Here is a 13,164-nt window from a genome sequence, read left to right as displayed (position 1 = left end):
CCATTTATACATATCACTCCGACTTACAAATTATTACCATTCGATTGCTTGATCTTCATCCGGAATCTGAATATTAATTTTACGTTCCATATTCACAGTCCCTTCAACTACATATCTTATAGGAGTACCAGGAACAGATGTGACATCATCAAATTCATATTTAAATCCTTCTATAGTAATCGTTTTATGTTTTAGATATGGCAACGAAACGTCCATTTTTTCCGCCAATTTCCAAGTTGGATTTTTTATCGGATTGAAATGAATGTCCGGATCAGGTGCAGAAAGCGTAACCGTCCCGTCATCGTTAAACCTGAAGATTATCTTATACTTTCCACGTTCCAGTTCTTCTTCATTCATCAAGCCTGCATAGAAGAAAACAGAATGTTCGTCCACTACAAATGCCGTACGCGTATTAGTAGTCATTTTAGTCCCCGAATCAGTAAAACCGACTTCCATTGTGGTTGTTGAATAAATACCGGAATAATCATTAAAAGGAACAACACGCAACAATGCTTTCTTGTAGTTCTTTCTAGGATGAGGAGTATAACTGCCGATAGGACTTTCTCTAATCGTAAGCGGCAATACCCACTTATCTACCAAGTCTATCCCACCTAATTTAAAATTGACATTCAACAATCCCACACAATCATCTGCCGGAATTACCACATTCATGTTCTCCACCTCATAATAATCGGAGGTAAGCTCCTTATAATATAGATCTGTCCGATTGTGAAAATACTCCCAATTGATACTTTTCAACGTGTCCGAGTCTATCGCTATCTGCACTTCTGTATCGTGCCCGGGCAATGTAGAGCCACTCATAATAACCGGCAGTTGATAAGTCACCGCACCATTCAGCTTGTATTTCACATAAATATCAGTTACACCTCTCGCATAATCCATCGGTGCCTTAAACGAAACATAATGCTCATATTGTTCATCGGTCCATTCTTCATTACAAGCCGTGCAAAACAAAGCCATCAACACGGCAAATAACAGATAATATATTTTTTCTTTCATATTCATTGTCATATAAAGATTAATCATAATAAGTCCATCCCGGGTTTTGCGTCAGACGCTTGTTACGTTGCAACTGTTCATGACTAAATGGCCAGAAATAGCTTTTCTCCACAAAGCGAACAGGCAATGACATAATAGCCACAGGTGTATGGAATAGAGCTTTATGACCGTCATCCATCAGCATATTACATCCGTAAATCAACGTTTCTTCCTCTAAAGGAGCGTCTATCTTCCAGCGTCTCAAATCATAATAACGATGATTCTCGCCCATCAACTCAATCTGACGTTCGCGTTTCAGCTTCTTTCGGAAAACATCCTGATTCTGATATTCTGTAGGTGAATAATCAGGAACACCGGCCCGAATACGAACAGGCTGAATACCTTTCTTCATCTCTTCCACATCACGTCTAACTGTATAGGTGATACTTCCATCCCAAGAAGGGATGTCGTAGCTTGCTCCCTCTCCCAATTCATTCAACGCTTCGGCATAAATCAATAAAATTTCTGCATAACGAATAGCCGGTTCTGCTTTTTGTCTGTACAAAAGCTCATTCTGATATTTGGCATCATAAGGATTCACATATTTCTTGATGCCGATACCTGTAAATATACGATTACCACCATTATATCCTTCTGAAGTCCCTCGATAGTACCAAACTTGCTGATTAGGCTGGGTAGCTCCTTGCTTGTTACCTAATGAAGTCATATTCCATACACTGCCATTAAAACCAACTGACGCATAGAAACGAGGCTCACGGTTAGCATATTGCAAAGACACACCTGCACGCAGCGGTTTGTAACGACCGGCATCCACATCATCAGAAGTCACGTAACCGGTTAGCCGGCTGCTTCCATCTCCTCTTCCAATCTCTTTATCCTTACCCGGACAATCCGTACCATCATTCATATAATACGCGTCACACTGCTTTTGAGTCATTCCGTGAACACCCCAACCTCCGGCCAGTGTAGGCAATTGGTGAAGCACCATATTTGCAATAGCATCCGGTGAAGTGATTCCTCCTGATGAATTATCAACAGTTATATTATCCACACGCGAAAAAATCAACTCCGGATTTTCATAAGCAGAGAGTTCGCCATTGAAGACGGAACGATATGACTCAAACGGATCAATGTCCGCATATCCGTATGGCCAGTTGTTTTCCGAGAAATTTCTATCCTTAAACGGTTCTATTGTTTCCGGATAATCTTCGGTTCCGCTTGTAATGCGGCTCTTTACATACAATTGGTAGCGATGACCATCATTATTTCCCGGTAATTCCATTACGTCTCGGGCGGCAGCGGCAGCTTTAGCCCATTTCGATTCATCGTATTCAGCAGCAAGAAGTCTGTTACCTTTGTCGTCTACCATTTGCTGCGCATAAGAGTCAGTATTGCCATTCATTAGCGGACTGGCGGCATACAAGAGGACTTTAGCACGAGCAGCCAAAGCAGCGCCCCGGGTGGGACGTGCGATGTTGTTGGTTCCACGTTCCAACGGAAGATCTTGTGCCGCTTTCACCAATTCGGAAGTGATGTATTCCACACACTCATCGTAGGTGTTGCGCGGACGAGCCAAGCCATCATAGTCCTGCATATAGTCTTCACCTTCATCAGGAATCAAAGGGATTGGACCGTATTTGCGTAACAGCAACCAATAGTAATAAGCGCGGACAAAACGTGCCTGTGCCGCATAATCAGCCCGTTCTTCGTCTGTGAGTTGTTGGTTCATGTGGATATTATTCAAGAAAACACAGGCCTTGTTGATTCCTAAATAACTCGCTTTATAAGAATCCTGATACCAATTTTCATTGTATTCCACATTTCTGAAAAAAGAATAATAACTACCATTGGTATATTTACCATTTCCCTCATTATTCCAATCCGCCCAATAAATGTCATCGGCAAAATTCGTAGGCACGCTCTCTTTTCCACCCACATCTTGATTTTGGCCTCGCAGATAAGAATAAGTATTGGAAAGCCACGCATCCGTATAATCCTTATCAGTAAATACTTTTTCAATTGTCAAGCGGTCTTTGAAATTGGAATCTACCTCCAAATAATCACTACATGCCGTCAAACAGCCAGCAGCAAAAAACGTGATAACCATATTATATAACCATTTCATATCTTTCATTTTGTTATAAGTTAACATTTAATCCCACAGTGACAGACTTGGCCAACGGATAGGTTGCACCATTACTGCTGTTCATTTCCGGATCCCACATCTTGAACTTCGACCACGTAATCAGGTTGGTGCCAATCATGTAGATACGAATGTTGTTGAAGTGGATTCTATTTACGATCTTTTTGGGCAGTGTGTAGCCCACTTCCAGCGTTTTCAAACGCAGATAAGACCCATTGCGCAACCAGTAAGATGAGTTGCGGTTGTTGTTGTCGTTGTAGCCATAGCTCAAGCGAGGATATTTGGCATGCGGATTTTCCGTAGCTATTGTGCCCGATTCTTCTTTTGAAATCCAACGTCCGTCTATTACTTCCTGATAGAAATTACCCCGGTTGCCACTAGCAAAAGGACGCACCCCCTCTCCATCAATAAAGAAAGAAGACTTCCCGGCTCCTTGGAAATGGACATTCACATCCAAACCTTTCCACTGTGCGGAGACACCTATACCATATACCAAGTTGGGTACGGTAGTAGCCCCCACAGCCACTTGATCTTGGTCGTCGATGATACCATCGCCATTGACATCCTTATACTTGATGTCGCCCGGCATATAATTGCCAAAAGTCTGTTTGGGGCTATTACGGATGTCATCGTAATCCTTGAACAAGCCCAATGCAATAAGTCCCTTAGCCTGGTTGACACGGTAGCCACGCTCCATCCTATAAGGATAAATGTTCTCTTGTTCATCTTTTTCCTTCACTTCGTTCTTTGAGAGCGTGGCATTAGCACGTGCAGTCAAAAGCACTTTGCCAATCTGTTGCTTGTAGGTCATGTTACCGTCGACACCTTTAGAGAATACTGCGCCCACATTAGCTCTCGGATTGGTCATCCCGCCCTCAATACCGGCGGTAGCAGGCAAGAAATTACGATACATAAAGATGCCTTTACGCTTTTCCTGGAAATAATCCACAGTCAGCATGAATTTGTCATCAAAGATGCTCATGTCCAAACCTACATCATGTTTGGTGGCGATCTCCCAAGTCACACCCGGGTTAGCATACGATGTATAGCGCAAACCTTGAAAAAGAGTAGTACCAAGACTTCCATAGCCATAATCCGCCCAGTTATATCCTCCAAACGCAGAATAATATCCGTTATTATCTCCCCAAATATTAGCAGGGGCACCGCCATAACCTATTGTGTAGAGATAAGGGAAACGTATCTGTACACCATTGGGCTCATACATTTTATCGTTGCCTACTTTACCCCACGAATAGCGCACTTTAAACATATTCATCCACTTCAGGTTCTTCTTGACAAAGGGTTCTTCGGCGATGTTCCAGGCAGTCGAATAGGCGGGAAAGAAACCAAACTGATGACCAGAAGCAAAGTTTTCTGAACCAGTATAGCCAAAGTTAAAGTTCAAGAAATAACGATAGTTCCAGTTGTAGGCAATACGACCGGCCAACCCTTGATGACGGAAAGGAAGCGAATTGACGATTTCTTTACCGATTTCCTGTGTTCTCACTTTGGAGTCTTGCGAGTATTTCAATGTTCCGTTCAGCATATGTCCCTTGAAATTGCGGGCATACTGAAGTTCCGCTTCAAAATATTCTTTGCGCTCTCCACTATTGCCTGAAGTCTGATCCATCACCTGCTCTTTCTTTTGGCGGGTGAAGTTGATGGAACCGTCATCCTTTCTATAACGGTCAGCACTCCATAACTCAGGACATTTGAAACGGCGGATATAATTGTAGTTATCTGTATCAAAGCCGAAACGTCCCACAAAATTCAATCCTTTGGTGATGAAGTCCAATTTTTGATTCAAAGTGACGTTGGTCTGAATATTGTTCCACCACTGTTCGTTGTATCCACATTGAGTAGATGCCACCCAAGGATTAAGGTTACCATCCGCATTAGTTGGCACGTAACCGTTGGAATACATTTTGGGCATACTAGTGGGAGTCTGAAACAACAGACTGGTCCAAATTTGATCCGAAGTCAAGCCCGATTCGTTCATCTTCTTCAACGCACCACCGATACCCACCTGCAAAAGGGTAGTCTTGGTAATATTGATATCCGCATTCATACGATAGTTCCAACGTTTGGCGTTACTGTTGGTGTTATAGTCTTTCAAAGACTTGTCCACCTTATACATACCGCCTTCATCGAGATAACTGGCAGAAACGAAATAGCGTGCATTCTCTCCACCACCACTCAAATTCAACGAGGCACGATAACTCATAGCACCTTTCTTCAGCAATTCGTCCATCCAGTCTACATTGGGTAGCAAGTCGGGGTCGAGACCCTGTTTCAAGATTTTCAGCTCGTTGCCGGTGTAGATAGGATCGAGATTGCGCGTACGGCGTGCCTCGTTCGCCATATAGGCGTAGGTAATGCCATCCACAAAGTCAGGCGTAAAAGTACGGGTGTTGTACATGGTCTCTACCTTGGCATCAATGGTAATCTTGTCTACCTTACCACGGCGAGTGGTAATCAATACCACACCGTTAGCACCGCGCGAACCGTAAATGGCAGTTTCGGAAGCATCTTTCAACACGGTGAACGATTCAATATCTTCGTAGTTCAGTTCATTCATGTCACGTTCAAATCCGTCCACCAAAACTAATGCACCTGCCCCGGCCCCAAAGGTAGAGATACCGCGAATCCAAAATTCAGAAACATTCTTTCCCGGCTGGCCAGTAGTCTGACGGGCTATCACACCCGCTACGTTTCCTGCCAGTGAGTTGGAAATGCTACCCGAAGGTGACGCCTTCAACCGGTCTACATTGACGGTAGTAACTGCACCCGTCACTGTCAACTTCTTCTGCGCACCGGTAGCAGTGATGACTACCTCATCCAAGGCTGTCTCCTTATTCTCTTTCATCACCACATTGACAGTATGTTCCTCTTTCACTAAAATCTCTTGAGTCTCATAACCGATGTAGGAGAACACCAAGCGGTTGTAGGGTTGCATCTTAATGGTATATTTTCCATCAATATTAGTGATAGCACCTAATCCCGGCACATTCTTCACCGTCACATTAGCACCAATCAACGGTTCATTATTGGCATCGGTCACTACACCGGACACCACAATTTGTTTTTGGTTATTCTGCTGGGCAGTTATTCCTAACATAAAACAATATAGAAAAGCTATGATAGCCCATAGTTTTTGTTTCATAATTTACAGGATATTTTATTATTCAACAATAATCTGACGAATACGGTGGTTATACTGATCACCTATATAAAAGATTTTATTTTCTTCATCGAATGCAATACTGTGCGGACCATTGAACCGAACTTCCTTAAGCAAATCACCGTCCACATAGCCCCAATGGTTACCATCCATGGCCGTGCTTCCACGACCGGCATAGCGGATAACTTCAGCTGTAGGAGTGACCCGCCATATCAAATCACCCGGATGTGTGCCCCATAACTCTCCGTCAGCTACATAAAAGTCATATATGTCCTCCTTATGTTGATTCGCATATTCCTCATTTTTCACAAAAGCTCCTTGCCACAAAACTCCCATATTAGCATTGGTTCCTACCCCTTCTCTATGCCCCCAATTCCAGTTTCCCGCAAAAACAGAGGGAGCTTCCAACTGATTGGTTTCTTTATCAAACTTAGATTTTAAAATAGTACCTTCACGCGGCCGAAGGATATAGGCAAAGTCGCCCGACGGATGAAAATAAGGATATACCCATATCCAAGATCCTCCTATCGTAAACATTTGTTCCACCTCTCCCGTTGATATACTATACTGATAAACGCCACCACCAGATTCTTGAGTAAAGTATATATCACCAGTTTTTGGATGGGTAATTGCCGCAATAATATGATTACGACCAGAAAGAAGTACATGTGGCTTCTTAAATTCTTCTTTTCTCAAAAGCATAACAATAGAAATCGGAGCTGCTTCCCAATCTGCCCAGTTATTCACAAATAGAGTATCACCGGTCAGACTCCAACTCAAAGTACGCGGACTCGTTATATTCATCTGCCCCACCGTTATAACAGTAGACATTTTTTTCGCTTCCACATCTATCAAACGGATACTATTCGCCTCTTCAATCATATAAATATGGTTCGGATTTTGAGGATCAATACTTAACCAAGCCGGGCAATTCAAGCCACATTCGTCGAACGAACCGTCTTTTACTTCATAACGTCCAGTCTCGTCTACATAGCCACACAATGTAGTAACCTGTGTATTCGAGATATAAGTAAATCGATCGTTAGCCATAGCGGTCTGATCACCAATAGAAATCTCGATAGTTCCCTTATTCGAATTACGAGGAACCATACAATATAGACATTCATTGTTACAACCCACCACTTTTGTATCCACACCTCCTAATTTCAAGTGAATCAAAGAGGGGTCATCTCCGAAATTTTTTCCATAGATAAGGAGTTGCGTGCGCGAAGTAACTTCTTGAGGTTCAAAACCCACAATTTCAATAGGCAAATCGTTATTAAAAGATTGCTCTTTCTTCTTTTCATCGTCTTTACAGCCAATGAAGCACCCAAGCAAAGTAAATAAACAAAATGCCTTAACAACATTCATTCTTTTTCCTTTCCTGTTCATCATAATAATAAATTTAGTTAATATAAGATTTAATAGCCAATGGATCCAAAGGTTTATTAATTGCAAATATAGAAAGGAGGGTATTAATTATAGGCTAATTCCTAACTAACAAACAATAAAAACTAATCAAACAGCTCCAGAATTAAATAATTTGTGCTTTCTTTGCAAGTATCTTAGCAAAGAAAGCACTATGAAATTTCAAAATTGCTTATTTTTAATATTGCTTATCGTTTGTCTATCATGCCAAAGCAAAAAGACTGATAAACAAACAGGCATTGACTCTACACTTTTCTACACAAATCCTGTCATAGGTGGAGGATCCGAGCCATGGGCCATCTTTCATGAAGGAAAATATTACTATACTCAAAGTTTAGCAGACTGTATCATATTATGGGAAACTGACGATATTACACAACTGGCAGAAGCAGCAAAAAAAAACGTATATTCGCCCCAAAATGCCTCGGGTATATCTCATCTTTGGGGACCAGAGATACACTATATGGACAATAAATGGTATATCTATTGCGCTGCTGATGATGGTAATATAGACAATCGTCAGATATATGTGCTAGAAAATGAATCTCCCGATCCCATGAAAGGAGAGTTTGTCATGAAAGGAAGAATATCGACCGATAAAAATAATAACTTGGCTATTCATGCTAATCCTTTCGAGCATAATGGCAAACGTTATCTAATCTGGTGCGGATGGGAAACCAGAAGAATTTATCAAGAAACCCAATGTATCTATATCGCTGAAATGAAAAATCCATGGACACTAGCCTCAGACCGTATATTAATATCCAAACCTGAATACGAATGGGAATGTCAATGGATCAGTGTAGATGGCAATAAAACCGGTTATCCTATTCATGTGAATGAAGCTCCACAATTTTTCCGTTCCAAAAACAAAGACAAATTATTAATATATTACTCTGCAAGCGGTAACTGGACACCTTATTATTGTGTAGGGTTATTAACAGCTGATGCTAACAGCGATCTTCTCAACCCGAATTCATGGAAGAAATCTCTGGAACCTGTATTCAAACAAGCACCAGAGAATCATGTGTATGGCCCCGGTAGCCTGTGTTTCATACCTTCACCCGACAAGAAAGAATGGTATATACTTTACCACGCTCGAAATGCCCTTCGTGACATGTTCGTTTTGGACGGTCGGACAACACGCATACAAAAGATAGAATGGGATGAAAATGGAATTCCCATTTTAGGAATCCCCCAAAAGGAAAGCACCCTGCTTCAAAAGCCGTCTGGCACCCCCACGAGTGATAGGAACTAGCTGTTATCCTTTATAATCTTTCGGTAATACCCCAAACTTTTCTTTAAAACACTTTGCAAAATACGAAGAAGTAGTAAACCCTAACTGTTCGGCAACTTCAGCTATTCGTATACCACTCATGATTAGTTCAGTCGACTTATTCAACCGAAAGTTCTTTATATAATCATGAGGCGGCATACCAGACAGAGCCTTTATCTTCCGGGAAAAATTAGAACGACTCATATTCATCTGCTCTGCTAACAAATCTATCGAGCAACTCTCATCAGCAAGCAGTTCCGACAAAATCGTATTTACCCTCTCTATAAATTCTACATCTTTTTGTGAAAGAGCAAAATCCGCCAATGAAGAAGTCGGACTTCCAGAAAGATTAATCATCAACTTATGGAAGGCCAGTCGCAGTTTTAATAAGTTTTCGATTTGTTTATGGAGCTGCTTAATAGAGAATGGTTTCTCAATATATGCATCAGCACCATTTTCAAAACCTTCCGCTTTTGAGTCTAACGTTGTCTTCGCTGTCAACAAGATAACGGGAATATGAGAGTAAACTAGATCTGATTTTATATAGTTGCATAGTTCAAGACCATTCATTTCGGGCATCATAATATCACTTACAATGACATCAATACTCTCACGTGAAAGTATTTCCAGTGCTTCTTTTCCATTGCAGGCAGAAAAAACTTTAAACCAATCACTTAGAGATTCTCTGGTCAAATTTAATAACTCGACATTATCTTCCACCAATAAAACAATGAATCTCTTATTTCCAAACTCCGAATCCGGCATTTTTTTTCCTTCCACATCTATCATCTGCATTTCAGCAAATTCATTCGGAATACTTTCCATTACTACTGTTTCCAACGGCAAAGACAATATAAATGAGGAACCACCTTCCATCCTATTTTCTAATGATAAAGTTCCATGATGAGCTTCTGCCAAAGATTTGGCAAATACCAAACCAATCCCTGTACCTGTAGACGTTGCCACCGGATCATCCGGCAATTGATAGAAAGCCTGAAATATCTTATTTTGCTGACCTTCAGGGACTCCGGGGCCATCATCACTCACTATTATATTTACCCTATCGCCCAATAATATTAGCCGCATCTCGACTTGAGATTTTGCATATTTAATAGCATTTCCTACCAAGTTTACCAAAATTTTACTAACTTTCTCCGAATCAATCATCACACTAATTTCTTCAGGAGGTAAACTAAGACAGATTGTTAACCCTTGCAAATCTACAGAACCATTGAACAGATTGAATATATCACTCACCAACGCATTAATACTACACTCCTTCATGCTAAGTTGCAATGCTCCACTCTCCATCTTCTGAAAATCAAGTAACTGATTCGTTATTCCCAACAGATAATTTACATTCTTATCCATCACCGAAAGGTATTTTTCTTTTCTTTCTTCTTTTTCCTCTTCCCTCAACTTTTCCAGAGGGAGCCGAATCAGACTAAGAGGAGTACGTATTTCATGTACCAGATTGATAAAAAAATTGATTTTCGATTTATACATCTCTTTTTCCTTGGCAACCTGATAATCCTCCATACGACGTTTATATTTACGCTTGACATAGAGATTCCAACGCCAACCAATATAGCAAGCTGTACACAGAAATAATAGTATATACATAAAATAAGCGACACTAGTCCGCCACCAGGGCGGAGTTATCACAATCCATAAGGAAGCCGCTTTCTCATTCCAGTGATGGTCATTGTTAGAGCCACAAACTAAAAACTCATATTCCCCAGCTGGAAGATTAGTGTATGAGGCCGTATTATTAGATGAATGTATCCACTCCTTATCAATACCTTTCAACATATAAGTATAACGATTTCTGTGTGGATCTTCATAACTAAGTGCTACAAAACGTACTGTAAAACTATTATTTGTATAGGGTAATTGGATCTTATCCGCTTTATAGAAGGGCTTATCTAAACGAAGCAGCCGTTTCACTTCTTGTTCATCTGCCAAATAAGGGAAACTAATATCAGTAACATAAACAGGGGGAAGATAGGTATTATCCGTAAACTGCCCCGGTTCAAATACATTGAAACCATTGATTCCTCCAAAATAGAACTTCCCTGTGGACGATCTCAATGAAGACTGTGCAGTAAACTGATTACCTTGCAAACCATCATTTACGGTAAATAAATGAAAGTTCTTTTGAGACACGGGATTAATGCGGCATAATCCGGCATTACAGGAAATCCAAAAATCACCGGTCCGATCCTGTTCTATAGAGAAAATTACCTTATTAGGCAACAATGTATTTTCCGGGTCGAAGTCAATGAAAGTCTCCGTATCTTTGGAGAATGAGCATAATCCTCCTCCATTGGTTCCAAACCACATTGTTCCTTTCATATCTTCAAACAATGTAATCACAGAATTACTGGTAATAGTTGTTGTATCTTCACGTATATGTTCAAAATGTTCCCAACGATCGTTCACTGTATTATAACGAAAGACACCACTATTTGAGGTCGCAACCCAAAGATTATTGTACATATCCTCATAAATATCAGTTACAGAAGCCATAGAGCCGACATGAATGATTGTCACAAAATTATCCAATTGCGAATTGTAACGACATAAGCCCCAACTTGTTCCTACAAAAACATCTCCTTTTCGGTCTTTAAAGAGACTCAAGACATCATTACTACAAATTGTATAGGGAATATCGCGAGAATGGACATAACTCTTTACTGCTCCAGTTTTCAGGTTTAGCACATGCAACCCTTCCGCATAGGTTCCTATCCAAAGGCGGTCGCCATCTAGCAGCAAGCTACGAATGTTATATCTCGCATCCACATTCTTTAAAGTATACTCCGAAAGTGAATGAATTTGTGTATTGAAAAAACATAACCCGTTCCGGGTTCCCACCCAGATATTTCCATTCTGGTCTTCACAAAGAGGGCCGATCTCCCTGCCAAGCTCTAATGTACCTGATAATGAGATAAGGGAATAGTAATCAAAACGCTTCAATTGCTTAGTCATGTAACTCACTCCGCCGGAGTTAGTCATCACCCAAAGTGTACCTTCGGCATCCCACATCATTGCATTAACAGTTGGATCGCCCAATGCCCGCAAGCCAAAGGGAGAATCGCCTCTACGAAATGTTTTAAGGTCGCGATTGAACAGATACAGTCCATTATCCGTACCAACTAACAATTCTTTTTCGTTATAATCCAGCAAACAGAGAATAGCACCGAAATTCTGTGCAGACGCATCATAAATTTTCAAATCCGGGCTTCCTTCCTGATAACAACCTAATAAATTAGTACCTACGCCAAACCATATTTCATTCTTAATACTATAGAGACAATTGATTCTCTGACTGCCTATGTTTGAATCTGACAGAACCGGATAATTTTGCAGAAAGGTTCCCTTCTCATCAAAACAAAATAGTCCTTCCTGCATTGAAGAAACATAAATACGGGAATCTGCACTCTGACAGATATCCCAAACAAAAGAAGTATGAATACTATTCTGTGTCAGCACACCTGTCACTGGTTCATAAATAAACACACCTTGCCCCAACGTAGCAATCCAAATCAAACCGCTTTGAGTTTTTATGATTTTCTTCACCTCACTACTGACAAATACGCCATACCGTGTTGTTTCATTAAAATAAGAAAAGCGGTCAGTAGAACGGTCATAGATATAAAGTCCCGAATTTGTTCCTACCCAGATATTTTCCCCTTCTTCCAAAAGGGAACTGACGAAATTATTACCCAAAGAATATTTATTATTCAAAGCATTCCGATACACCCTGTTGCCACAACCATCATAACAATTCATTCCATCACTTGTGCCAATCCACAAAAAGCCATAGCTATCTTGAATCGAACACCAAGTCGTATTGTGCGAAAGTCCGTCTTCCACCTGATACCTTTTAAAAGAGAAATCAGTAGAAGCGAATATGGCTTCAAAATTGAAAACGATTATACAGATAAAGGCTGTAACCTGTTTTTTCATATAAATAAGAAGTAAAAAGATTAATCCAGATCAAGTCTACCGCCGATTCAGTCAAAACCCCGAACCTATTTTATCTTTAACGACAAATATCTCGGACAGCAGATTTAACAAGCGAAAATACACATTTTGAACTGAAAAATAGTTAAG

At 40.7% G+C, this 13,164-nt stretch carries 6 protein-coding genes; 1 reads left to right on the top strand and 5 read right to left on the bottom strand.

Annotated features, from left to right (window positions below; all coding sequences use genetic code 11):
• Nucleotides 1–33: 33 nt before the first annotated feature.
• From KQP79_RS06150 to KQP79_RS06135, 4 genes are read right to left on the bottom strand one after another with little or no spacing between them, the layout of a single operon-like run.
• Nucleotides 34–1,020: a DUF4973 domain-containing protein gene (locus tag KQP79_RS06150; RefSeq protein ID WP_032855924.1), complete on the bottom strand. Its 987-nt coding sequence runs from the start codon at nt 1,018–1,020 to the stop codon at nt 34–36.
• A gap of 19 nt (nt 1,021–1,039) precedes the next feature.
• Nucleotides 1,040–3,145 (bottom strand): RagB/SusD family nutrient uptake outer membrane protein, encoded by a 2,106-nt coding sequence (locus tag KQP79_RS06145; protein ID WP_004309521.1) that lies wholly within the window; start codon nt 3,143–3,145, stop codon nt 1,040–1,042.
• A 13-nt stretch (nt 3,146–3,158) separates the two neighbouring features.
• Nucleotides 3,159–6,326: a SusC/RagA family TonB-linked outer membrane protein gene (locus tag KQP79_RS06140; RefSeq protein ID WP_138343114.1), complete on the bottom strand. Its 3,168-nt coding sequence runs from the start codon at nt 6,324–6,326 to the stop codon at nt 3,159–3,161.
• Between the two features lie 18 nt (nt 6,327–6,344).
• Nucleotides 6,345–7,739: an IPT/TIG domain-containing protein gene (locus tag KQP79_RS06135; RefSeq protein ID WP_004309519.1), complete on the bottom strand. Its 1,395-nt coding sequence runs from the start codon at nt 7,737–7,739 to the stop codon at nt 6,345–6,347.
• A gap of 187 nt (nt 7,740–7,926) precedes the next feature.
• Between KQP79_RS06135 and KQP79_RS06130 the strand changes: the two genes are divergently transcribed.
• Complete coding sequence (locus tag KQP79_RS06130; protein WP_061448377.1) at nt 7,927–9,030, top strand: family 43 glycosylhydrolase; 1,104 nt, start codon at nt 7,927–7,929, stop codon at nt 9,028–9,030.
• Between the two features lie 3 nt (nt 9,031–9,033).
• Here the strand turns inward: KQP79_RS06130 and KQP79_RS06125 are convergent, their stop codons facing one another.
• The gene (locus KQP79_RS06125; RefSeq protein ID WP_138343113.1) at nt 9,034–13,017 is read right to left on the bottom strand and encodes a two-component regulator propeller domain-containing protein; all 3,984 of its coding nucleotides are present in this window, start codon (nt 13,015–13,017) and stop codon (nt 9,034–9,036) included.
• Nucleotides 13,018–13,164: the final 147 nt, after the last annotated feature.

Source organism: Bacteroides sp. DH3716P, assembly GCF_025914115.1.
GTDB lineage: Bacteria > Bacteroidota > Bacteroidia > Bacteroidales > Bacteroidaceae > Bacteroides > Bacteroides ovatus.
This window is presented reverse-complemented; position numbering and strand designations above follow the sequence as displayed.

What these genes read in the sequence shown, in the direction of transcription:
- KQP79_RS06150 (WP_032855924.1), bottom strand. Translation starts at nt 1,020, where the DNA reads ATGAAAGAAAAAATATATTATCTGTTATTTGCCGTGTTGATGGCTTTG.
- KQP79_RS06145 (WP_004309521.1), bottom strand. Translation starts at nt 3,145, where the DNA reads ATGAAATGGTTATATAATATGGTTATCACGTTTTTTGCTGCTGGCTGT.
- KQP79_RS06125 (WP_138343113.1), bottom strand. Translation starts at nt 13,017, where the DNA reads ATGAAAAAACAGGTTACAGCCTTTATCTGTATAATCGTTTTCAATTTT.
- KQP79_RS06140 (WP_138343114.1), bottom strand. Translation starts at nt 6,326, where the DNA reads ATGAAACAAAAACTATGGGCTATCATAGCTTTTCTATATTGTTTTATG.
- KQP79_RS06135 (WP_004309519.1), bottom strand. Translation starts at nt 7,739, where the DNA reads ATGATGAACAGGAAAGGAAAAAGAATGAATGTTGTTAAGGCATTTTGT.
- KQP79_RS06130 (WP_061448377.1), top strand. Translation starts at nt 7,927, where the DNA reads ATGAAATTTCAAAATTGCTTATTTTTAATATTGCTTATCGTTTGTCTA.